Origin of the sequence: Clostridium sp. C1, assembly GCF_018223625.1 — a bacterium.
Taxonomy (GTDB): Bacteria; Bacillota_I; Bacilli_A; order Erysipelotrichales; family Coprobacillaceae; genus Allocoprobacillus.
Map to the genome: position 1 here is coordinate 407,908 of NZ_CP073631.1, position 25,047 is coordinate 432,954.

At 36.5% G+C, this 25,047-nt stretch carries 18 protein-coding genes and 3 rRNA genes; 18 read left to right on the forward strand and 3 right to left on the reverse strand.

Annotated features, from left to right (window positions below):
- Positions 1–13 precede the first annotated feature (13 nt).
- Genes mutS through miaA form a run of 4 tightly spaced genes read left to right on the forward strand, consistent with a single transcriptional unit; the run spans position 14 to position 5,589 of the window.
- Positions 14–2,503 (forward strand): DNA mismatch repair protein MutS, encoded by a 2,490-nt coding sequence (gene mutS, locus KEC48_RS02100; protein WP_087357940.1) that lies wholly within the window; start codon positions 14–16, stop codon positions 2,501–2,503.
- A 14-nt stretch (positions 2,504–2,517) separates the two neighbouring features.
- Positions 2,518–4,317 (forward strand): DNA mismatch repair endonuclease MutL, encoded by a 1,800-nt coding sequence (gene mutL / locus KEC48_RS02105; protein WP_211964056.1) that lies wholly within the window; start codon positions 2,518–2,520, stop codon positions 4,315–4,317.
- A complete protein-coding gene (locus KEC48_RS02110; RefSeq protein ID WP_211964058.1) occupies positions 4,317–4,676 on the forward strand; it encodes a phage holin family protein in 360 nt (119 codons plus the stop codon). The genes mutL and KEC48_RS02110 overlap by 1 nt, the downstream gene beginning before the upstream one ends.
- Entirely contained in the window at positions 4,669–5,589 is a 921-nt protein-coding gene (gene miaA / locus KEC48_RS02115; RefSeq protein WP_211964060.1) for a tRNA (adenosine(37)-N6)-dimethylallyltransferase MiaA, read from the forward strand. Before KEC48_RS02110 ends, miaA begins: the two co-directional genes overlap by 8 nt.
- Before the next feature lie 9 nt (positions 5,590–5,598).
- Here miaA and KEC48_RS02120 read toward each other — a convergent pair whose 3' ends face one another.
- Positions 5,599–6,477, reverse strand: a complete 879-nt coding sequence (locus KEC48_RS02120) for an AraC family transcriptional regulator (protein ID WP_211964062.1) — start codon at positions 6,475–6,477, stop codon at positions 5,599–5,601.
- Positions 6,478–6,625: 148 nt separating this feature from the next.
- Between KEC48_RS02120 and KEC48_RS02125 the strand changes: the two genes are divergently transcribed.
- From KEC48_RS02125 to KEC48_RS02160, 8 genes are read left to right on the forward strand one after another with little or no spacing between them, the layout of a single operon-like run.
- Positions 6,626–8,026, forward strand: coding sequence for a carbohydrate ABC transporter substrate-binding protein (locus KEC48_RS02125; RefSeq protein ID WP_211964070.1), 1,401 nt, complete (start codon positions 6,626–6,628; stop codon positions 8,024–8,026).
- 60 nt (positions 8,027–8,086) lie between these two features.
- On the forward strand, positions 8,087–8,983 hold the full coding sequence (locus tag KEC48_RS02130; RefSeq protein ID WP_087357946.1) for a sugar ABC transporter permease: 897 nt from the start codon (positions 8,087–8,089) through the stop codon (positions 8,981–8,983).
- A gap of 10 nt (positions 8,984–8,993) precedes the next feature.
- Entirely contained in the window at positions 8,994–9,866 is an 873-nt protein-coding gene (locus KEC48_RS02135) for a carbohydrate ABC transporter permease (protein WP_087357947.1), read from the forward strand.
- 12 nt (positions 9,867–9,878) lie between these two features.
- The gene (locus tag KEC48_RS02140) at positions 9,879–10,046 is read left to right on the forward strand and encodes a hypothetical protein (protein WP_164483538.1); all 168 of its coding nucleotides are present in this window, start codon (positions 9,879–9,881) and stop codon (positions 10,044–10,046) included.
- 10 nt (positions 10,047–10,056) lie between these two features.
- A complete protein-coding gene (ugpC, locus tag KEC48_RS02145) occupies positions 10,057–11,187 on the forward strand; it encodes a sn-glycerol-3-phosphate ABC transporter ATP-binding protein UgpC (protein WP_211964072.1) in 1,131 nt (376 codons plus the stop codon).
- The gene (gnpA, locus tag KEC48_RS02150) at positions 11,184–13,337 is read left to right on the forward strand and encodes a 1,3-beta-galactosyl-N-acetylhexosamine phosphorylase (protein WP_211964074.1); all 2,154 of its coding nucleotides are present in this window, start codon (positions 11,184–11,186) and stop codon (positions 13,335–13,337) included. Before ugpC ends, gnpA begins: the two co-directional genes overlap by 4 nt.
- A gap of 10 nt (positions 13,338–13,347) precedes the next feature.
- On the forward strand, positions 13,348–14,274 hold the full coding sequence (locus KEC48_RS02155; protein ID WP_211964076.1) for a sugar phosphate nucleotidyltransferase: 927 nt from the start codon (positions 13,348–13,350) through the stop codon (positions 14,272–14,274).
- Complete coding sequence (locus tag KEC48_RS02160) at positions 14,267–15,376, forward strand: aminoglycoside phosphotransferase family protein (protein ID WP_087357951.1); 1,110 nt, start codon at positions 14,267–14,269, stop codon at positions 15,374–15,376. Before KEC48_RS02155 ends, KEC48_RS02160 begins: the two co-directional genes overlap by 8 nt.
- A 47-nt stretch (positions 15,377–15,423) precedes the next feature.
- Here the strand turns inward: KEC48_RS02160 and KEC48_RS02165 are convergent, their stop codons facing one another.
- Positions 15,424–16,683: a replication-associated recombination protein A gene (locus tag KEC48_RS02165; RefSeq protein ID WP_211964078.1), complete on the reverse strand. Its 1,260-nt coding sequence runs from the start codon at positions 16,681–16,683 to the stop codon at positions 15,424–15,426.
- Between the two features lie 74 nt (positions 16,684–16,757).
- Here KEC48_RS02165 and dtd point away from each other — a divergent pair, with 74 nt between their 5' ends.
- The 5 genes from dtd (at position 16,758) to rrf (ending at position 22,220) form a co-directional block, all read left to right on the forward strand.
- Positions 16,758–17,210, forward strand: a complete 453-nt coding sequence (gene dtd / locus KEC48_RS02170; protein ID WP_211964082.1) for a D-aminoacyl-tRNA deacylase — start codon at positions 16,758–16,760, stop codon at positions 17,208–17,210.
- A gap of 247 nt (positions 17,211–17,457) precedes the next feature.
- Positions 17,458–18,981 (forward strand): 16S ribosomal RNA (locus KEC48_RS02175).
- A gap of 16 nt (positions 18,982–18,997) precedes the next feature.
- Positions 18,998–19,138, forward strand: a complete 141-nt coding sequence (locus tag KEC48_RS02180; protein ID WP_211962230.1) for a hypothetical protein — start codon at positions 18,998–19,000, stop codon at positions 19,136–19,138.
- Positions 19,139–19,174: 36 nt separating this feature from the next.
- Positions 19,175–22,059: ribosomal RNA gene (locus KEC48_RS02185) — 23S ribosomal RNA — on the forward strand.
- A 52-nt stretch (positions 22,060–22,111) separates the two neighbouring features.
- Positions 22,112–22,220 (forward strand): 5S ribosomal RNA (gene rrf, locus KEC48_RS02190).
- Together the 16S, 23S and 5S rRNA genes form the textbook arrangement of a ribosomal RNA operon.
- 216 nt (positions 22,221–22,436) lie before the next feature.
- Here the strand turns inward: rrf and nagB are convergent.
- Positions 22,437–23,168: a glucosamine-6-phosphate deaminase gene (gene nagB / locus KEC48_RS02195; RefSeq protein ID WP_087357590.1), complete on the reverse strand. Its 732-nt coding sequence runs from the start codon at positions 23,166–23,168 to the stop codon at positions 22,437–22,439.
- A 169-nt stretch (positions 23,169–23,337) separates the two neighbouring features.
- On the opposite strand from nagB, the gene ptsP reads away from it, so the two are divergent.
- Positions 23,338–25,047 (forward strand): phosphoenolpyruvate--protein phosphotransferase, encoded by a 1,710-nt coding sequence (gene ptsP / locus KEC48_RS02200; RefSeq protein WP_211965370.1) that lies wholly within the window; start codon positions 23,338–23,340, stop codon positions 25,045–25,047.

Genomic DNA, 25,047 nt, shown 5'->3' on the forward strand with positions numbered 1-25,047 from the left:
AAGGAGGGCTATCATGAAGCAAAAGTATTCACCGATGATGATGCAATATTTAGAAATTAAAGAACAGAACCAAGATGCGATTGTAATGTTTCGTTTAGGTGATTTTTATGAAATGTTTTTTGATGATGCCATTGTTGTTTCTAAAGCCTTAGATTTAGCTTTGACAGGTAAAAATGCTGGGGTGAAAGAACGTGTGCCTATGTGTGGTGTGCCATTTCATTCGGTAAGTGGTTATATTCAAAAATTAATTGATTTAGGGCATAAAGTGGCGATTGTAGAACAATTATCTGAACCGGGGAAAAAAGGAATTGTCAAACGTGGAGTTGTACAAATTATTACACCGGGAACAATCATGGATACATCACTCAATGAAAAGCGTAATCATTATATTGGGGCTTTAGGAATCTTTGATTTTAATTATACATTAGCTTATTGTGATATTTCGACAGGTGAATTTTATGTTGTGAATATAGATAAAAAAGAACATATTCTTAAAAATTATATTGATTCATTAGGTTTAAAGGAAATTGTTGTTTCTGAGGATTGGTCAATGGATGGTTTGTTTATATCTCATTTTGAAGATGACCATTTTAATGATCAATATAAAAAAATTTTTGAATCTTTAAGTGATTTAAAACAAATCAAAATGTGTTCGTTGCTTTTAAATTATATGTTAGATACGCAAAAAAGAGAGTTAGAACACCTTCAAAAGATTCAAGAAGTGAAAACTGAAGATTATATCTATATGGATTCTTATACAAAGAAATCTTTGGAATTGATTAAAAACTTAAATAATGAAAGTTATGGAACTTTACAATGGTTATTAGATGATACTAAATCAGCTATGGGTGGTCGATTATTAAGACAGTGGATTGAAAGACCTCTGGTCAATCAAGAAAAGATTGAAAAACGTATGGATATTATTGAAGTCTTTATTGATAATTTTATTGAAAGAGAAACCATTAAAGATATTATTAATGATATTTATGATTTAGAAAAACTGGCTGGACGTATTGCTTTTGGTAATGTCAATGCCAGAGATTTGAAATGGATTGCTTCTTCATTGAATGTTGTTCCAGAATTAAAACATCAGTTATTATCATTAAATACATCTTATACTGATGAATTGGCTCATCAGCTTGTTGATTTATCCCATTTAACAAAAGCGATTGATGATGCAATTGTGGATAATCCCCCATTGACTGTTAAAGAAGGTGGGTTGATTAAAAGTGGATACAATCAGGAATTGGATGAATTAAGATATATTCGTGAAAACGGAAAACAATGGCTGAGTGAATTTGAAGCAAAAGAAAGAGAAAGAACAGGGATTAAAGGGTTAAAAATTGGTTATAATCGTGTTTTTGGATATTATATTGAAGTCACAAAAAGTTATTTACCAATGATTAAAGATGAATTTGAGTATACAAGAAAACAAAGTATTTCTAATGCTGAACGTTTTGTAACACCAGAATTAAAAGAAATGGAAGCGAAGATTTTAAGTGCTAATGATAAAATTGTTGCTTTAGAATATGAAATCTTTGTTCAGTTGCGTGAATATATGAAAAAAGATGTTCATCTGATTCAGGATGTTGCAGGAGTGATTGCACAAATTGATGTCTATCAGTCACTGGCTTCAAAGGCTAGTCAAAATAGTTATGTCAGACCTGTTTTCAATCTGGAACATCGTTTACATATTGTTAATGGGCGTCATTCCGTCATTGAACAAGTGATTTCACGTCAAAATTATGTTCCTAATGATATTGATATGTCACAAGAGCAGTCTATTTTGTTGATTACTGGTCCTAATATGGGTGGGAAATCAACTTATATGCGTCAAATAGCTTTGAGTGTGATTATGGCTCAAATTGGTTCTTTTGTTCCAGCAGATGAAGCTCATATGCCTATTTTTGATCAAATTTTTACAAGAATTGGTGCCAGTGATGATTTGATATCTGGACAATCAACATTCATGGTTGAAATGCTGGAAGCAAATAATGCTTTACGTTATGCCACAAAAGATTCATTGATTATATTTGATGAGATTGGACGTGGAACGGCAACGTTTGATGGGATGGCTATTGCACAATCTATTATTGAATATATTGCTTCTTCGATTCAATGTATTACGTTGTTTTCTACCCATTATCATGAATTAACAATGATGGATGATTCTTTCCATATTCAAAATGTACATGCCAGTGCCTCTATTGAAGATGATCATATTGTTTTCTTATATAAGATTAAACCCGGGAGAAGTCATCGTTCCTATGGAATTAATGTAGCTCAATTAGCCAAACTTCCAGATGAAGTCATTCAGCGTTCACAAGTGATTTTAGAATCATTAGAAAACAATAATATTGAAAAAGTGATTAGTGAAAAACAAGAACCTCAAACAATAGTTAAAGAGAGTGTCGTGGAAAAAGCTTTATCACGTATTGATCCAATGACACTTTCTCCAATTGAAGCTTTGAGTACATTAATTGAATTAAAGAAATTATTATAAAGGTGGTGAATTTATTGGGAAAAATCAGACAATTAGATGATATTCTTTCTAATAAGATTGCAGCTGGTGAAGTTGTCGAGAGACCTGCCAGTGTTGTTAAGGAACTTGTTGAAAACAGTATTGATGCTTCTGCCACAAAAATAGATATATTTATTGAAGATGGTGGTATGCAAAAAATTAAAGTTTGTGATAATGGAGAAGGAATGGAAGAAGCCGATGCCCGTTTGTGTTTTTCAAGACATGCGACCAGCAAGATTAAAGATGATCAGGATTTATTTCAAATTATGACCTTAGGCTTTCGTGGTGAAGCGATTCCTTCTATTGCTTCAGTGAGTCATTTTGATTTAAGAACATCTACAGGCTCTCAAGGGACATCCATTATCTATGAATTTGGAAAATATCAAAATGAAAGTATCTGTGATTTACCTCGAGGAACACAAATTACAGTTACAAAACTGTTTCAAAACGTTCCCGCCCGTTTAAAATATTTAAAATCTGTTAATAGTGAGTTTGCTGCAATACATCAATATGTAGAACGTATGGCTTTGGCTTTTCCTCAAATTGCCTTTCATCTTTATCATAATGATAAAATGATTTTTCAAACGAATGGAAAAGGTCAATTATTAGAAGTTATTGCCAATATGTATGGAATTGCGACTGCTAAAAATATGTTGCCTATTCATTTAGCAACGGATGAATGGATAATTGATGGATATATCAGTAAAATTGATACATCACGTGCTTCTAAAGCAAATATTATTACACTTGTGAATCATCGTTATGTCAAAAATGTAATGAGTATTGATGCAATTAATAGTGCTTATCGTGCTTTTTTAGCAGATAATCGTTTCCCAATCGCAGTGATTAATATTGAAGTCGATCCTTATCTCGTTGATGTCAATGTGCATCCTTCTAAGTTGGAAGTCCGTTTTTCTAAAGAATATGAACTAAGAGATTTGATATATCAAGGAGTCAGTGAAACCTTACAACAAGCCAATTTAACGTATCAGCCTAAAAATAAAACAACGGAAAGAGAAATATTTAAACCACAGCTTGATCAAATGACATTAGAAATGGAAGAACCAGTCATATCTGTTGTTGAAGAAAAGAAGATTATCGAAAAAAGACAATCTGTCCATGAACCTGTCTTGACTTATACGTATCAAGATCAACCAGAAGATAAAAAAGAAGATCAAATTTATTCGCAAAACAATGTAGAAACAATCAAACCAATGAAAGAGAAAATCTATGCAAAAGTACAAATACATGGAACGTATCTGATTGGAGAAAATGAAAAGGGAATGTATCTGGTTGATCAACATGCAGCACAGGAACGTATTAATTATGAATACTATAAAGACAAGTTTGCACATCTAGATTTAACGATGCAGCCTTTACTTGTTCCCTTACAATTTGAATATCCTATGAGTGAGTTTTTGATTTTGGAAGAAAGAAAAAATCTTTTAGAGAAGGTTGGTATTCATTTAGAAGTTTTTGGTGAGCATGGTTATATTGTTAGAAGTTTACCATTATGGATGAAAAAGATTGATGAGAATGTATTTGTTGATACGATGATTCAAGAAGTCTTGCATAAGAATCATTTAGATGTTGTTGCTTTGCAGGAACATGCAATCGCAACACTTAGCTGTAAGGCATCTTTAAAGGCCAATACTTATTTATCACAGGATGATATGCAGACTATCTTTGATCGTTTGATGCGTTGCGATAATCCTTATGTCTGTCCACATGGTAGACCAACTATTATTTTTTATAGTTGTTATGAATTGGAAAAATTATTTAAGAGGGTGGTATAATGCGTAAAAGTTTTTTTCGTCTGATTTTAGAGTTTATTTTAGGTGGTGCAGTAATTATGCTGACAACATATATTTTTGATGATGTCTATGTAAAGGACTTTGGTGTTGCCTGTTTAATAGCTATCGTTTTAGCATTATTAAATACTTTTGTGAAACCTGTTTTAAGTTTTATTGCTTTTCCAATAACGATATTATCATTAGGTTTATTTCAACTCGTTATTAATGGTTTTGTATTAGAAATAGCTCAAATGATCTTAGCTCCTGATTTTTATATTCCTTCTTTTGGTTTAACGATTTTGATGTCGGTTGTTATTTCGATTTTATATAGTCTGCTTGGCATAGGGAAAATCAATGACTAAAGTCATTGTGGTTGTAGGACCGACAGGGGTTGGGAAAACCAGAATGGGAGTCGCATTAGCTAAACAATTCAATGGTGAAGTCATTAGTGGCGATTCGATGCAGATTTATAAAGATATGGATATTGGAACAGCAAAAGTGACGCAGACAGAAATGCAAGGGATTGTCCATCATTGTATTGATTTATTAGAGCCTTATGAAACTTATAGTGTGAAAGATTTTCAAACACAGGTCAGACAAACGATTGATGATATTGAAAAACGTGGAAAGCTGCCTATTATTGTTGGAGGAACTGGGTTATATATCAAAGCAGCTTTATATGATTATACTTTCAATGAAACGGAAGATAATCACGAAGCTTTTCGTCAAAAATATCAACATTTATCCCATGATGAACTCTATCAGTATTTAAAATCTATTGATGAAAAGAGTGCTCAAGAATTGCATCCCCATAATCGTCAACGTGTTTTAAGGGCTATTGAAATTTATGAACAGACGGGGAAAAGAAAAAGTGAGATTGTTGCTGCACAAGAACATATTTGTCTATATGATGCCTGCTTTATTGGATTGACAATGGATCGTGAGTTATTATATAAACGTATCAATCAACGTGTAGATATGATGCAAGATGATGGACTGGAACAGGAAGTTGTCACTTTATATCAAAAAGGGTTAACACGATCTCATCAAAGTATGAAAGCGATTGGATATAAAGAATGGTTTGATTATTTTGATGGGTTGATTAGCCGTGATGAAGTTTATGAAAATATTAAAAAACATTCTCGTCAATATGCCAAAAGGCAATATACATGGTTTAGAAATCAATTTCCTGTTGTCTGGTTTGAAGTCAATATGCATGACTTTCATCAGACAATTAGAAATGTCGTGACTTATATAAAAAAATGGATTGATTAATCCATTTTTTTATTTCACTTTTTCAATGATGAATTTTTCTTCAATATGTAAATGACTATCCTCATGAGTGCTATTTTGACGATATTGTAAAGGCGTCATACCTATAGTTTTTTTGAATATCTGTGAAAAATAGGACTGCGAAGAAAAACCAACAGCTTCTGATATTTCAGCTATAGAAAGGCTTGAGGTTTTAAGTAAAGATTGACATTCTTCAATACGTCTATCAATTAAATATTGAATAGGCGAAACATTCATATATTTCTTAAATTCATGAGCCATATAATATTTGTTCATTTTCATAGAGTGTGCCAGTGATTCTAAGGTTATATCATTGGCAAAATTTTGATCAATATAGTGACAAATCATTTGAATTTCTCGACGAATTGAAGATGTTTTTTGTTTGGATTGAAGTTGAATATTGATTTTGCGAATAATTTTCAAAATGACTAATTCCAGTAATTTTTGACATACGGTATCATAACCAATATCTTTATTTTTACTTTCAAAAAGAAGCTGAGAAAAATAATAAACAATGTCCTGATTATCTTTGTCAAAATTTTGATAAAGATAATCAAGAGGATGATCTATTTGAAAAAGTAAATCATTAACGCCTAAGACAACATATTCTAATGGTTCATCATCCTGTGAATTTTCATGGTGATAGACATTGGGGAAAACAACAATTAAATCATTCTTTTTGATTGGAAAAGATTCATTTTCAATTGTCAATTTTCCTTTGCCATTAAGAACAAAAAAGATTTCTGTAAATGGATGAAGATGTTTTAAGGATTTCCAGTCTTTTCCATATTTGGAATAAGAAACATACATTAATTGTGATTTATGATCGAAAAATTGATCATCTATAATATTAATACGCTGACTACTCATGGATAACCTCCCGTCATTTCTATTTTTATTATACATCTTTTTTATAAAATAACAAGATATCTAAAAAAATTAACAAGTTCACTATAGATAAAACGCTTACATTTAGATATATTGTTATTAGAAGATATCATGGAGGAGGAAATAGCATATGAAAATGAAAAAAATGTTATCTTTAGGGCTTTCATTATTAATGTGTGCAACATTAATGACGGGTTGCAGTGGCAATGATAATAGCACATCTGAAAGTGGAAGCAAAACTTTAAAAATCGCTGGATTAGATGGTGGTTATGGAACAAAAGGTTGGGAAGAAGTCATTAAAAAATTTGAGGAAAAAACGGGAGCAAAGGTAGAATATACTTTTGATAAGAAAATCAGTGATGTTCTAAGACCAAAAATGACTTCTGGAAAAGATGTTCCTGATGTTATTTATTTGACAGTAGGTGCTGTTGGTGGATTAACTGATACACTTATTAAAGAAAAACAAATTGCTGATATTTCAGCTTTATTGGATGAAACAATTCCAGGTGAAGATGTAAAAGTGAAAGATAAAGTTTTAACATCTTTCTTTGAAGGAGCAACTGCTGATCCTTATGGAGATGGAACTTTACGTTTAGCACCTTTAAATAATGCCCCTTGTGGTTTATTCTACAATGCTGGATTGTTTAAAGAAAAAGGTTGGGAAGTACCAACAGACTGGGATGGAATGTTTGAATTAGGAGAAAAAGCGAAAAAAGAAGGAATTTATTTATTTACTTATCCAACTGCTGGATACTTTGATGCTTTCTTTACTTCATTATTAAATGCCACTGCTGGACCAGAAGTTTATGCAAAATTAATTGCTTATGATACAGAAGCATGGAAACTTCCAGAAGTCAAAGAAGCATTTGAAATTGTTGGTAAATTAAAAGATTATACATTACCTACAACAGTAGCTAATGCTAATGGTGATAACTTTACAAAGAATCAACAAGCTGTTATTGATGGAGATGCATTATTTATTCCTAATGGAACTTGGTTACCAGGTGAAATGGCTGCAACAACACCTGAAGGTTTTGAATGGGGAATGATGGGTATTCCTGCTGCTAAAGCTGGTGGAGATTCTTATTCTACAAACTTTGTTGAACAAATGTATGTTCCTGAAAAAGCTGAAAACAAAGAATTGGCTTTACAGTTCTTAGCTTATTGTTATAGTGATGAAGCAGCTGATTTATTCTATAAATATGGTGCTTTAAATACTGAAGAAACAGAAAAAACAGGAAAAGATGTTTATAATGCAGGATATTTAATTCCTATTAAAGGTTCTGAAGATAAAGTAGCTGAAGCTGATCGTTTTATGTATACATTATCTGAAAAAGGTGTAAAAACAAACAGTGCTACTTTCATGGCTGCTGAAGCTGTCGAAGGTGTGACTTTAACAGGTGAAACAGGTATCTTATTTGGATCAGTAAATTCTGTTATGAATGGTGATAAAACAGTAGATCAATGGTATAATGAATCAGTTGATGCTGTTAGTAAAATTGCTGAAGCTAATGCTAAAGCAGATAAATAAATAACAAAGAAACATGAGGTAGGCGGTGGGAACACCGCCTCTTTTTATAGGAGGGATTGGATGAATAAGACAAAAGAGAAAAGACGTTTTGTGATTTTATGTCTTGCTCCAGCACTTATTTTATTTAGTGTTTTTATGATTTATCCTACTATTAATGTCTTTTTGATGTCGACTTTAAGGTGGGGAGGATTTTCTGATTTTAAGGAATTTGTAGGAATTCAAAATTTCTTGATTTTATTTGAAGATATGAATTTTATTCGTGCTTTTCAAAATACGATTTTTGTGATTGTGATTGTGACTGTCTTTACATTGGCATTAGCTATTTTATTTGCAGCGATATTAGTGCGTGAAAAAATTAAGGGACAAAATTTCTTTAGGGTTATTTTCTATATTCCTAATATATTATCAATAGTCGTTATTGGAGCTATTTTTAGTGCTATCTATGATCCATCAACAAATGGTTTATTAAATAGTTTTTTAAGCTTGTTTCATGAGGATGGATGGATAGGTGTTCAATTTTTAGGGAATCAGTCCATTGTCATGTATTCTATTGCTTTTGCATTGATATGGCAGGCTATTGGCTATTATATGGTTATGTATATGGCAAGTATGTCATCTATTCCTGCTCATTATTATGAAGCAGCTGAATTAGATGGATGTGGAAAAATCAAACAATTCTTTTCCATTACATTGCCATTAATTTGGACAAATATTCGTACAACATTAACGTTTTTTGTCATTAGTACAATTAATTTAAGCTTTTTGCTTGTTCAAGTCATGACAACTGGTGGACCTGATGGCGCAAGTCGTGTACTTTTATTCTACCTATACGATCAGGCTTATAATAATGCCAGTTATGGATATGGAATGGCAATTGGGGCTATCACATTTTTATTCTCATTTTTATTAAGTGCAGTGATTAATAAGATTACAGAGCGTGATGATTTAGAGTTCTAGGGAGGTTTATATGAAAAAAATAAGTGTTGAAAAATTATATAAGATTTTTGTTTATGTTGCTTTGATTTCCTTAGCTATTTCTATTATCATTCCTGTTGCCTGGGTTTTTGTATCATCTTTAAAAACAAATGCAGAATTTCAGGGAAGTCCATGGACGTTACCAATGAGTTTTTATTTTCAAAACTTTATTGATGCTTTTGAAAAAGCTAAAATGGCTGAATATTTATTAAATTCAGTAATAGTAACAGCATTAGCTTTGATTTTGCTTGTTGTAATTGCTTTACCTGCTTCTTATGTTTTGGCAAGATTTGATTTTAAGGGAAAGAAATTGATTAATACAATGTTTATGGCAGGGTTATTTATTAATGTGAATTATATTGTCGTTCCTATTTTCTTGATGTTGTTAGATTGGGATGATGTGTTTTATAGTTTGTTTGGACAAAGTTTCTTCTTGGATAATATTGTTGTTTTAGCTATTGTCTATGCTTCAACAGCTTTACCATTTACGATTTATCTTTTGAGTGGTTATTTTAAAACATTGCCTAAGGCTTATGAAGAAGCGGCTTATATTGATGGCTGTGGCTATTTTAAAACATTGCTTAAAGTCATGGCTCCAATGGCAAAACCAAGTATTATTACAGTGATATTATTTAATTTCCTTGCTTTCTGGAATGAGTATATCATCGCTTTAACATTGATGCCTGGAGCTTCAAAAACTTTACCTGTTGGATTGGTAACATTATCTAAAGGACAGATGGCAGCTGCTAATTATGGACAATTATATGCGGGGTTAGTTATTGTTATGTTACCTACACTCATTTTATATATACTTGTTCAAAAGAAGCTGACACAAGGTATGACACTTGGTGGTTTGAAAGATTAGGAGTGTGAAGGTATGAATCAAGTCACAAAAAATATCATTGCGATTATTGTGTTTATCGCTTCATTTGGTTTGGTCTGTTTTGGTCAAAGTCAAATTGGTTATGCCGGTTTAGCAATGGAACTGGTGGGATTGGCAGGGTTATTGATTCTGTTATATCTCTATAATAGAAAATATAAGTAGGAGGAATTGTATGGCAACGTTATCTTTAAAACATATAGATAAAATATATGATAATCAGGTACAAGCTGTTTTTGATTTTAATTTGGATATTGCTGATAAAGAATTTATTGTATTTGTAGGACCTTCAGGTTGTGGGAAGTCTACAACTTTAAGAATGATTGCAGGATTGGAAGATATCTCTGCAGGAGAATTGTATATTGATGGGCAGCTGATGAATGATGTTGCTCCTAAAAATCGTGATATTGCTATGGTTTTTCAATCATATGCACTATATCCCCATATGAGTGTCTATGATAATATTGCTTTTGGTTTGAAAATTGCTAAAGTACCTAAAGATGAAATTGATCGTCGTGTGCGTGCTGTTGCTAAAGCTATTGATATTGAAGATTATCTGGAACGTAAACCCAAAGCATTGTCTGGAGGACAAAGACAACGTGTTGCTTTAGGGAGAGCGATTGTCCGTGAGCCAAAGGTCTTTTTAATGGATGAACCTTTGAGTAATTTGGATGCTAAACTAAGAGTGCAGATGCGTGTCGAAATTTTAAAAATTTATCAACAGTTAGGAACAACTTTCATTTATGTTACCCATGATCAAACGGAAGCTATGACAATGGGAACAAGAATTGTCGTGATGAAAGATGGACGTATTCAACAGGTGGCTCCACCAACTTATCTTTATGAGCATCCTATTAATAAATTTGTGGCTGGTTTTATTGGAAGTCCACAAATGAACTTTAGAAATGGACAATTGGTTGAAGAAGATGGTAAGGTTGTTTTACAGCTTTCAGATATGACTTTACCAATTCCAGATGATAAAGCTCAAATTCTTAAGGATAAAAATTATCTTGGAAAAACAATCACGATGGGTATTCGTCCTGAAGATATTTCAACTCATCCGCATTACTTTATGTCCCATCCAGAATCTTCCTTCCAAAGTCAAGTGGATGTTGTAGAATTAATGGGAGCAGAAAGTTTTGTACACATGACAAAAGATGGACAACCATTTGTTGTCAAGGTACCAGGAAGTACGCCTTTACGTTCTGGTGATCAGGGATCATTTACTTATTTAATGAATAAAGCTCATTTCTTTGATGTAGATAATGAACAAAATATATTAGAAACTGGAGAAAATAAAGTATGAAAAATTATGGAAGATTAACGCTTCCGACAGATTTAGATGTTATTGATGAAACAATAGCGTTAAAAGAAAGTTTGGGAGCAGATGCAATTAGAGATTGTGATGGAACACAAATGCCTCAAGAATTATTGGATTTGGATGCGAAAGTATATGCAACTTATTATACAACACGAAAAGATAATGATTGGGCATTGGCTCATCCAGAAGAAATTCAACAGGAATATTTAATGACAGATCGTTATACAGCTAGAAATTCAACATTGACTATCACATTGATGAAAGGTTTTCATACTGAACAATTAAAGCCTAATTTTATTGATGATCCAAAACAGTGGTGGGAAGTTATTGATCGTACAACGGGTGAAATTGTTCCAGTAGATCAATGGGAATATGATGAAGAAAAGGGGACAGTAACGATTCAAACGATTCCTTATCATGTTTATACAGTGAGCTTTTTGGCGTTTTTAATCTGGGACCCTGTTCACATGTATAATTTTATTACAAACGATTGGAAAGATGCTCCTCATCAACTCACATATGATGTTCGTCAACCTCAAACTCAAGCTTATGTGAAGGAAAAATTAAAGAAATTCTGTGAAGCAAATCCACATGTCGATGTTATTCGTTTTACAACATTTTTCCATCAGTTTACATTAACTTTTGATGATCAAAAAAGAGAAAAATATGTGGAATGGTTTGGTTATAGTGCCAGTGTTTCTCCTTATATTTTAAGAAAATTTGAAAAATGGGCAGGATATAAATTTAGACCAGAATTTATTGTTGATCAAGGTTATCATAATTCTTTGTTTAGAGTTCCTTCAAAAGAATTCAAAGATTTTATTGAATTTCAACAACAGGAAGTTTGTCATTTAGCTAAGGAACTTGTAAATATTGTTCATAGTTATGGAAAGGAAGCTATGATGTTTTTAGGGGATCACTGGATTGGTACAGAACCTTATGGACCTTATTTTGAAACGATTGGTTTAGATGCTGTTGTCGGGTCAGTAGGTGATGGTGTGACAATGCGTATGATTTCAGATATTAAAGGCGTGAAATATACTGAAGGACGCTTACTTCCTTATTTCTTTCCTGATGTCTTTTGTAAAGGAGGAGATCCAATTGGTGAAGCCCATACAAACTGGTTAAAAGCACGTAGAGCTATTTTAAGAAGTCCACTTGATCGTATTGGATATGGTGGCTATTTGAAACTGGCTTTACAGTGGCCTGGTTTTATTGATACGATTCGTCATGTCATTGATGAATTTAGAAGTATTCATGATACAATTCAAGGAACAAAAGCCTATGTTTCACCGTTTAAAGTTGCTATTTTAAATTGCTGGGGTCAAAGTCGTCGATGGATGAATAATCAAGTTCATCATGCTATCTGGTATCGTGAAATTTATTCATATGTAGGTATTATTGAATGTTTGAGTGGTATGCCTATAGATGTCGATTTTATTAATTTTGAAGATGTTAAAAATGGTGTTTTAGATCAATATAAAGTCATCATAAATGCAGGAGCACAGTATACTTCGTGGTCAGGAGCTGAAAATTGGATTGATGAAGATGTTGTGACAAAAGTCAGACAATGGGTTGATCAAGGTGGTGGCTTTATTGGTGTTGGAGATCCAACAGCTTATCAATATCAAGGACAATTTTTCCAATTAAGTGATGTTCTTGGGGTTGATAAAGAAATAGGGTTTACTTTAAGTCATGATAAATATAATGAAGTGAATCCTGAGCATTTCTTATTAGAAGATATTGAAGATGAAATAGATTTTGGTGAAGGTATGAATGGAATCTATGCACATGGTGACAATTACCAGATTTTAAGTCAACATCATGGTTATGCACAACTTGTGGCGAATACTTATGGAAAAGGACGAAGTGTTTATCTGGCTGGATTACCTTATTCACCACAGAATTGCCGTTTGCTTCTAAGAACAATTTATTGGGCAGCCGGTAAAGAAAGTGAAATGAAAAAGTTTTATGTCAGCAATGTGAATACAGAAGTTGCTGCATTTGAAGAAGTCGGTAAAATTGCTGTTATAAATAATACAACAGAATCATTATCAACAGATTTATATATGCATGGGCAAAAAGTTCAAACACTCAATTTAAAACCAATGGAATTGCGCTGGGTTGAAATGTAGGAGGAAAAATATGGAAAAGCCAATACTTATCATTATGGCGGCTGGGATGGGAAGTCGCTATGGTGGTTTAAAACAAATTGATCCAATAGATCAAGAAGGACATATTATTATGGATTTCTCGCTTTTCGATGCTAGACGTGCAGGTTTTGAAACAGTTGTTTTTGTTATTAAAAAAGAGAACGAAGAAATCTTTAAAGAAGTGATTGGAAAACGTTTAGAAAATATCATGAATGTCCATTATGCATTTCAAGAACTCAATTGTCTGCCTGATGGTTACCATGTTCCTCAAGGACGTGTTAAACCTTGGGGAACGGCTCATGCGATTTATTGTTGTCAACAATGGATTCATGGTCCATTTGCTGTTATTAATGCTGATGATTATTATGGACCAGAGTCATTCCAAATGATTTATCATTATTTATCTACTCATCAAGATGATGATCTTTATCGTATGGCTATGGTAGGCTATCTCATTGAAAACACATTAACTGATAATGGCACTGTTGCTAGAGGTGTTTGTGAGATTGATGCACAGGGATATTTAAAAGATATTACTGAACGTACAAAAATTCAAGCAACACCGGAAGGTATTGTTTATCAAGATAATAATCAATGGTATCCTCTTGCTAAAGGAACAACAGTTTCTATGAACCTATGGGGATTTAGTCAGGGTGTAATGGATGAATTTATCAAAGGATTTCCTCACTTTTTAGATGAACATTTAAAATCAAATCCATTGAAATGTGAATATTTTATTCCAAGTGTTGTGAGTTCATTATTGCATCAAAAAAAGGCGACTGTAAAAGTTCTTAAAACATCTTCTCAATGGTATGGAGTTACATATAAAGAAGATAAACCATTAGTTGAAAAGGCTATTCAACAAATGAAAGAACAAGGTATTTATACAACACATTTATGGGGTGATATGGATGAATAATGAAAATTTATTGAAAGAGGTTATCAGTCAATTTGATTTTGTTGGAGAAGTGATTCAAATACGACCATATGGGAGTGGCCATATTAATGATACTTATCTTGTTGAATTTAAAATCAAACATATGGGAGTCGTTCCTATTATATTACAACGTATGAATACAAATATTTTTAAAAATCCTGTTCAGTTGATGGAAAATATTTTAAATGTTACAACATTTTTAAGAAAAAAGATTATTCAATATGGTGGGGATCCTGAACGAGAAACGCTCACAGTTATTTTGAATAAAAATGGAAAACCTTATTGTCAAGATAGTGAAGGTCATTATTGGCGAGGTTATCATTTCATTACTGGTGCAACCAGCTATGATGAAGTGAAAACAGATGAGGATTTTTATCAAAGCGGGTTGGCTTTTGGAAAATTCCAGAGTTTGTTAAGTGATTTTCCAGCACATACTCTATATGAAACGATTCCTGATTTTCATAATACAAGAGCACGTTTAGAAGTGTTTAAAAAAGCTGTTGAAGAAGACATTATAAATCGTGCTAAAGATGTTCAAAAAGAAATACAGTTTATTTTACAAAGAGAAGAATTGGCAAATAAACTTATTTCTATGCAGGAAAATCAAGAGCTTCCACTACGTGTTACACACAATGATACGAAATTAAACAATATTTTAATTGATGATAAAACACATCAGGGGTTATGTATTATTGATTTAGATACTGTTATGCCTGGACTGGCAGTTAATGATTTTGGAGATTCTATACGTTTTGGAGCAAGTACAGCTTTGGAAGATGAAAAAGATTTATCAAAAGTCCAGTGTGATATGCATTTATTTGAAGTTTATACAAAAGGATTTATTCAAGGATGTCAAGGACAACTCACTTTAGCTGAAATGCAAGCATTGCCTTTAGGTGCACTTGTTATGACATTTGAATGTGGTATGCGCTTTTTGACAGATTATCTTCAAGGAGATACTTATTTTAAAATACAATATTCAACACATAATCTTGATCGTTGTCGCACACAATTGAAATTAGTTGCTGATATGGAAAAGAAATGGAATGAAATGAATTATATTGTTGAAAAATATATTTCATAAAAAAGCATCGCTGATGAGAGAATAGAACTCTTTTATCAGTGATGCTTTTATTTTTTGTTGAGTTTTTTCATTTGATTTGTTCGACCATGTTTAAGAATACGGCGATAATTTTCGGCAAGCGCTTTTTCATAAGAACTTGTCATCCAAGGGATATAGAACTGCTCATTTTTAATAGGGTCAGGAAGATATTGGATATATTCCCAAAGTTCGGGACGATTATAATTATATCTTTCATCTTCTTCTAATCCTACGGGAGTGAGTCTAAGATATGCAGGAGCGGAATAACAATGCTTTTTTAATGAATTTAAAGCAGCGTCGATAGCTGTTTCAGATGATTTGGATTTCGGTGATAAGCACAAATCAAGAATAGCACTAGCAATAGGAATACGTGCTTCAGGAAAGCCTATCACTTTTGCAGCTTGAAAAGCTATGACTGTTCGCATACAGGCCTGAGGGTTAGCCAGGCCAATATCTTCATAGGCAGTTGTAATGACACGACGTTCTAATGATTCTATATCATTAGCTTCAATGAGTTTTCCTAAATAGTACATGGCTCCATTAGGATCACTACCACGAATGGATTTTTGTAAACCACTCAATGTATCGTAGTATTGATCTTCATCTTTATCATATTGATTGTTGGCTTTGGGTAGTGCTTTTTTAACAATTTGTAATGTAATCATTGAATCCGGTGATAGAATTGTACATACTTCTAAACAATTATAAGCATAACGAATATCACCACCACTTAACTGTGCAATATACTCTAAAACACCTTCTTCAACTTGAAACTGCTGCTTGAGGCCATTTTCTGATACTAAAGCATTTTTTAATCCTTTGACAATGTCATTTTGATCAAGTGATTTGACTTCTACGATTTGGCAGCGTGAACGGATGGCTGGATTAATAGAATGATAAGGATTTGCAGTAGTACATCCAGCAATAATAATCAAACCATTTTCAATGTAAGGTAATAAGTGATCTTGTTTGTCTTTATTAAGACGATGTATTTCGTCAATGATAACAAAGAGTTCTCCATACATTTTGGCTTCTTCAATGATGGTATCCATTTCTTTTTTATTACCAGTAGAAGCATTGAATAACCTGTATGGAATGTGAAGGTCGTTTGCTAGTGCTGAGGCTAAAGTGGTTTTTCCACAACCTGGAGGACCATAAAGAATAGTAGACATAGGGTGTTTCTTTTTTACGAATTGTGTAAATAAAGCGTGTTCGCCAATAATATGTTTTTGTCCTAAAACATCTTTTAGAGAAATAGGACGCATACGATGTGCTAATGTTGTTGCCATAAAATCTTTCCTTTTTATATAAATTTGTTATAATGATTATAACAAATTTAAAGATATATGGGTAGGTGAAAGTGATGAAAGTTGTTGTTCAAAGAGTGAAAGAAAGCTCAGTGACAATAGATGGAAAGGTGTATGGAAGTATTCAAAAAGGGTTTATGGTATTGGTTGGCTTTTGCGCAAGTGATACACAGGAGATAGTGGAAAAAATGGTTGACAAGATGATTGGTTTGCGTGTTTTTGAAGATGATAATGGAAAAATGAATTTATCTTTACAAGATGTTAATGGAAGTATTTTATCAATTTCACAATTCACACTTTATGCAGACTGTAAAAAGGGAAGGCGACCAAGTTTTATTCATGCAGCAAAACCAGATGTGGCTATTCCACTTTATGATTATTTTAATGAAACAATTCAAGCGCAGGGGATTCATTTAGAAATGGGTGTTTTTGGTGCTGATATGAAAGTATCACTTATAAATGATGGACCAGTAACCATTGTTTTAGATAGTCAAGAGATTTGTAAATAGATCTTCTGACTTTTTTTGTTCAAAAAAAATGCGATAAAATCAATAAAATTTATTTTTTTATTTAATTTTTTAAAAAAATATGAAAAAAATGCTTGCAAAGGTAAGGGATAGATGGTATTATAGATGAGCACTCGAGAGAGAGGGCGACGGCGACAGGGACATTGAAAACTGAACAGTAAACACGTCAATAAAGATAGGAAAAAAGAAAGAGTCAAGAAGACATGAAATTGTCTGAAGATAGAAAAGGACAATGGAGAGTTTGATCCTGGCTCAGGATGAACGCTGGCGGCGTGCCTAATACATGCAAGTCGGACGCAATGCTTCGGCATTGAGTGGCGAACGGGTGAGTAAGACATAAGCAACCTGCCCCTGTGAGGGGGATAACTGCTGGAAACGGCAGCTAAGACCGCATAGGCATAGAGGACGCATGTCGACTATGTTAAATATCCCACGGGATAGCACAGGGATGGGCTTATGACGCATTAGCCAGCTGGTGAGGTAACGGCTCACCAGGGCGACGATGCGTAGCCGGCCTGAGAGGGTGGACGGCCACACTGGGACTGAGACACGGCCCAGACTCCTACGGGAGGCAGCAGTAGGGAATTTTCGGCAATGGGCGAAAGCCTGACCGAGCAACGCCGCGTGAAGGAAGAAGTCATTCGTGATGTAAACTTCTGTTATGAAGGAAGAACGGCAGATGGAGGGAATGCCATGTGCGTGACGGTACTTCATGAGGAAGCCACGGCTAACTACGTGCCAGCAGCCGCGGTAATACGTAGGTGGCGAGCGTTATCCGGAATCATTGGGCGTAAAGAGGGAGCAGGCGGCAGTGCAGGTCTGCGGTGAAAGACCGGAGCTAAACTTCGGTAAGCCGTGGAAACCGCACAGCTAGAGAGCATCAGAGGATCGCGGAATTCCATGTGTAGCGGTGAAATGCGTAGATATATGGAGGAACACCAGTGGCGAAGGCGGCGGTCTGGGGTGCAGCTGACGCTCAGTCCCGAAAGCGTGGGGAGCAAATAGGATTAGATACCCTAGTAGTCCACGCCGTAAACGATGAGTGCTAAGTGTTGGGGGTCAGACCTCAGTGCTGGAGTTAACGCAATAAGCACTCCGCCTGAGTAGTACGTTCGCAAGAATGAAACTCAAAGGAATTGACGGGGGCCCGCACAAGCGGTGGAGCATGTGGTTTAATTCGAAGCAACGCGAAGAACCTTACCAGGTCTTGACATGGAGATAAAGGCCCTGGAGACAGGGAGATAGATATATCTCACACAGGTGGTGCATGGTTGTCGTCAGCTCGTGTCGTGAGATGTTGGGTTAAGTCCCGCAACGAGCGCAACCCCTGTTGCCAGTTGCCAGCATTAGGTTGGGGACTCTGGCGAGACTGCCTCTGCAAGGAGGAGGAAGGCGGGGATGACGTCAAATCATCATGCCCCTTATGACCTGGGCTACACACGTGCTACAATGGACGGATCAGAGGGAGGCGAAGCCGCGAGGTGGAGCGAAACCCAGAAACCCGTTCACAGTTCGGACTGCAGTCTGCAACTCGACTGCACGAAGCTGGAATCGCTAGTAATCGCGAATCAGCATGTCGCGGTGAATACGTTCTCGGGCCTTGTACACACCGCCCGTCACACCATGAGAGTTGGTAACACCCGAAGCCGGTGGCCCAACCGCAAGGAGGGAGCTGTCTAAGGTGGGACTGATGATTGGGGTGAAGTCGTAACAAGGTATCCCTACGGGAACGTGGGGATGGATCACCTCCTTTCTAGGGAGAAGAGAAGATGTGGATACTGTTTGGTTTTGAGTGTATCTGGAAAGATGCATTCAAGGCAGGGACATTGAAAACTGAACAGCAAACTTTCTACAAGAAAGCGAAGAAACGAAAGATGAAAGAGATCAGGAAGAAGGTCGAAATCATCTAGTTGCAAACTAAGAAAGCACGAAAAGAGAACACTTTAGGTTAAGCGAAGAAGAGCGTATGGCGGATGCCTGGCCACCAGGAGGCGAAGAAGGACGCAGCAAACGGCGAAACGCGACGGCGAGCAGTAAGCATGCAAAGACCCGTCGATGTCCGAATGGGGGAACCCGTCATCCAAGAGGATGACATCGATGAAGAATCGAGGCGATACGCAGGGAACTGAAACATCTCAGTACCTGCAGGAAAGGAAAGTAAGAACGATTCCGTAAGTAGTGGCGAGCGAAAGCGGAGGAGCCCAAACCATCTCAGGATGGGGTTATAGGGGTGCCGATAAAGCCTATCTGACATGACAGGAGAAGCGCAGGGGAAGGCGCAGCGAAGAGGGTGAAACTCCCGTATCCGAAGTCGTGGAGGAAGGCGAGGCAGGCCCTGAGTACGTCGGGACACGAGGAATCCTGACGGAAGGATCGAGGACCATCTCGAAAGGCTAAATACTCCCTGGTGAGCGATAGTGGACCAGTACCGTGAGGGAAAGGTGAAAAGAACCCCGGGAGGGGAGTGAAAGAGAACCTGAAACCATATGCTTACAAGAAGTCAGAGCCCGTTAATGGGTGATGGCGTGCCTTTTGTAGAATGAGCCGGCGAGTTATGATGTGGAGCGAGGTTAAGCAGGGGATGCGGAGCCGAAGCGAAAGCGAGTCTGAAGAGGGCGAAAGTTGCATGTCATAGACCCGAAACCGGGTGATCTAGCCATGATCAGGTTGAAGTCGGGGTAAGACCCGATGGAGGACCGAACCGACCCCCGTTGAAACGTTGGCGGATGAATTGTGGCTAGGGGTGAAATTCCAAACGAACCCGGAGATAGCTGGTTCTCCCGAAATAGCTTTAGGGCTAGCGTCGTCAGGAAGTCGCATGAAGGTAGAGCACTGAATATGTGATGGCCTCATCTCGAGGTACTGAGCATAATCAAACTCCGAATGTCATGAAGACATGGACGGCAGTCAGACCATGGGTGATAAGGTCCATAGTCAAGAGGGAAACAGCCCAGACCATCAGCTAAGGTCCCCAAATACATGCTAAGTGGAAAAGGATGTGGAGATGTACAGACAACCAGGAGGTTGGCTCAGAAGCAGCCATCCTTGAAAGAGTGCGTAACAGCTCACTGGTCGAATGACTCTGCGCCGAAAATTTACCGGGGCTAAGCATGATACCGAAGCTATGGATTTACGATGTAAATGGTAGGGGAGCGTTCCAGACAGCGAAGAAGCGATACCGTAAGGAGTCGTGGAGCGTGTGGAAGAGAGAATGCCGGTGTGAGTAGCGGCACGTGGGTGAGAATCCCACGCACCGGAGACCCAAGGTTTCCAGAGGAAGGTTCGTCCGCTCTGGGTAAGTCGGGACCTAAGGCGAGGCCGAAAGGCGTAGTCGATGGACAACGGGTGGAGAATCCCGTACCGGAGTGCAGGCGAGGGAGTGACGGAGAAGGCTAGGACAACCAGCTGACGGAAAAGCTGGAGCAAGCGAGGTAGGGGTCATCCAGGCAAATCCGGATGGCATAACCCGAAGGCGTGAAGCGGATGGAACATTGCGATAAGTACAGAAGAGTCTGAAGCCAGCTTCCAAGAAAAGCTTCTAGCATAACTGCATTCTGCCCGTACCGAAAATGGACACACATGGGTAAGGAGAGAATCCTAAGGTGAGCGAGAGAACTATAGCTAAGGAACTCTGCAAAATGACTCCGTAACTTAGGGAGAAGGAGTGCTCAGTGGAAGCTGAGCCGCAGTGAAACGGCCCAAGCGACTGTTTACCAAAAACACAGCTCTCTGCGAAGACGCAAGTCGAAGTATAGGGGGTGACGCCTGCCCGGTGCTGGAAGGTTAAGGGGAGTGGTCAGCGAAAGCGAAGCCATGAACCGAAGCCCCAGTAAACGGCGGCCGTAACTATAACGGTCCTAAGGTAGCGAAATTCCTTGTCAGGTAAGTTCTGACCCGCACGAAAGGCGTAACGATTTGGGCGCTGTCTCGGCTGTAGACTCGGTGAAGTCTTAGTACCTGTGAAGATGCAGGTTACCCGCGACTAGACGGGAAGACCCCATGGAGCTTTACTGTAGCCTGATATTGGACTCTGATGCATGATGTACAGGATAGGTAGGAGGCTGAGATACGGATACGCCAGTATTCGAGGAGCCGACGTTGGGATACTACCCTTGATGCATTGGAGTTCTAACCGGGCCTCATGGAACTGAGGACGGGACAGTGTCAGGTGGGCAGTTTGACTGGGGCGGTCGCCTCCCAAAGAGTAACGGAGGCGCCCAAAGATACCCTCAGCATGGATGGAAACCATGCGCAGAGTGCAAAGGCAGAAGGGTGTTTGACTGCGAGACAGACGAGTCGAGCAGGGACGAAAGTCGGGCTTAGTGATCCGGCGGCACCGCATGGAAGGGCCGTCGCTCAACGGATAAAAGCTACCCTGGGGATAACAGGCTGATCTCCCCCAAGAGTTCACATCGACGGGGAGGTTTGGCACCTCGATGTCGGCTCATCGCATCCTGGAGCTGAAGTCGGTTCCAAGGGTTGGGCTGTTCGCCCATTAAAGCGGTACGCGAGCTGGGTTCAGAACGTCGTGAGACAGTTCGGTCCCTATCTGTCGTGGGCGCAGGAAGTTTGAGGAGAGCTGCCCTCAGTACGAGAGGACCGGGGTGGACGGACCGATGGTGCACCAGTTGTCACGCCAGTGGCACAGCTGGGTAGCCAAGTCCGGAAGGGATAAACGCTGAAGGCATCTAAGCGTGAAGCCCCCTCCAAGATGAGACTTCCCATTCTTCGGAAGGAAGGTCCCTCCAAGACGAGGAGGTAGATAGGTCATGGGTGCAAGCATGGTGACATGCTGAGCTGAATGATACTAATAGACCGAGAGCTTAGCCATAAGAAGTGGGAGGAAGGAAGCTGTTCAGTTTTGAGCGTTCGTGCTCAGATGATCTGGTGGCGAAGGCATGATGGACACACCTGTAACCATGCCGAACACAGAAGTTAAGCATCATAGCGGCGAAGATAGTGGGCAACTGCGACAATAGCACGCTGCCAGTTCACATGACGGTCCAGTCTTCTTCTGGTTCCGTCCTTTTTTTATTCTTTCATCATGATTTCCTTAAGATGGAGTTATTTAAAATCATTTCATTTTTCCTGGCATATTAGATATGCTTTTTTGATTCCATGTGAATTTCTTTATTTCATAGGGAGTTTTTTTTATAAATATAAAAAATCTCACTCGTTATATGGAGTGAGATTTTTAAAATCATATGTTTATTTCTTTAATAGACTTGCAGCAGCTTCATCAACAATTAAAATACAATCTGGATGATCTTGTAATGCGCTTGCAGGTACATCTGTTGTTTTTGGACCTTCAACAGTAGCTTGGATAGCTTTAGCTTTTCCTTCTCCAGAAGCAATAAGTAATACTTTTTTGGCTTTCATGATATTTGCAATTCCCATACTTACTGCTTGAGTAGGTACATCTTCAATTTTACCATTAAAGAATAGACGTGCATTATCTTCAATTGTAGATTGTTTTAAATCAACTTTATGAGTCACTGAATCAAAAGGTGTTCCAGGTTCATTAAAACCAATATGCCCATTCGAACCGATACCTAATAATTGAATATCAATAGGATTATCTTCTAATAATTGATTATAAGCTTTACATTCTTCATCAATATCACCATTACCTTTTGGCACATGAACATTGTTCATATCAATATCTAATTCATTAAATAAGTTATGACACATAAAATAATGATAACTTTGAGGATGAGATTGGTCCAAACCAAAATATTCATCAAGATTAAATGACTTAATTGTTTTATAAGAAGTTCCATTTTTCTTATGATCTTCTCTCATCAATTCATAGAGTCTAATAGGTGTAGATCCCGTAGCTAAACCTAAATTGGCTGTTGGATTATTCTTAATAACATTCAACATAATTTCACAAGCTTTTTGGCTTGCTTCTTCATAATCTTTTACAATAATGACTTTCATTTTTGTCCCTCCTATAATATGTCTTTATTATATAACAAGCACTATGAAATGAAAAGGTAAATTTTCAAAATTTGAAAATTTAAAATTTACGAAATAAAGAAAGTTTAATCTTTATTTTATATGGAAAATAAGGTAAAATAAGTCTATATGGAGGTAGGTCAAAATGACAATGATTAAAGGAATTGCGGCATCTAATGGTATTGCAATTGCAAAAGCATACAAATTAGTTATGCCTGATTTGACAGTGACAAAAGAAACTGTTGAAGACGTTGAAAAAGAAATTAAAGCTTATGAAGATGCAATGGATTGTACGAGTAAGCAACTTGAAGCAATCAAAGAAGCTGCTTCAAAAAATTTATCTGCTGAAGAAGCTGCTGTATTTGATGCACATGCATTGGTTTTATCTGATCCTGAATTGAAAACTCAAGTAGAAGATAAGATTAGAAATGAAAAATGTAATGCTGCTGCAGCTTTAGAAGAAGTGGCTAATACTTTTGTGGCTATGTTTGAATCTATGGGGGACGAATACTTTAGAGAAAGAGCTGCTGATATTAAAGATGTATCTCGTCGTCTTTTAGCAAATCTTTTAGGTAAATCTTTGCCTAATCCAGCTTTGATTGATGAAGAAGTTGTGATTATTGCTGATGATTTAACACCTTCTGATACAGCTCAATTAAATAAAAATCTTGTAAGAGGATTTGCAACAAATATTGGTGGAAGAACTTCACATTCAGCAATTATGGCTAGAAGTTTAGAAATTCCTGCAGTAGTAGCTTGTAAAACAATCACTGATGAAGTTAAAGATGGTGATATGATTGCTCTTGATGGTATTGAAGGAGTTGTCATGATTAATCCTGATGAAGATACTATTAAAGAATATACTCAAAAACGTGATGATTATATCGCATATAGAGAAGAATTAAAGAAATTAGTGAATGAAAAAACTGTTTCAACTGATGGTCATCAAGTTGAATTGGTTGCTAATATCGGTTCACCAAAAGACCTTGAAGGTGTGAGAGAAAATGGTGGTGAAGGTGTAGGTTTATTTAGAACAGAATTCTTATATATGGAATCTGCTGAATTACCTACTGAAGAAAAACAATTTGAAGTTTATAAAGAAATCTTAGAAGGAATGGCTGGTAAACCAGTTGTTGTTAGAACACTTGACATTGGTGGAGATAAAGAAATTGAAGCTATTGATTTACCAAAAGAAATGAATCCTTTCTTAGGCGTTCGTGCAATTCGTTTATGTTTCCAAAGAGAAGATATCTTTAGAACACAATTGAGAGCATTATTAAGAGCATCAGTTTATGGTGATTTAAGAATTATGTTCCCAATGATTGCAACATTAGGAGAATTTAGAAAAGCTAAAGGTATCTTAATGGAAGAAAAAGAAAAATTAATTGCCGAAGGTGTTAAAGTATCTGATACATTACAGGTAGGTATTATGATTGAAATTCCTGCTGCTGCTGTATTGGCAGATCAATTTGCAAAAGAAGTAGATTTCTTCTCAATTGGAACAAATGATTTAATTCAATATACATTTGCTGCAGATAGAATGTCTTCTGGTGTATCTTACTTATATCAACCATTTAATCCATCTATTTTACGTTTGGTTAAACATGTTATTGAATCAGCACATAAAGAAGGTAAATGGGCTGGTATGTGTGGTGAAATGGCAGGAGAACCAATGGCAGCACCATTATTATTAGGTCTAGGATTAGATGAATTCTCTATGTCAGCAACATCTATTTTGGCTCAAAGAAAATTAATTAGAGGATTATCTCAAAAAGAAATGGCAGATTTAGCTAATCAGGCTATTAACTGTACAACAATGGAAGAAGTTGTTGCATTAGTAGAAAAAGTTGTTAAAAAATAA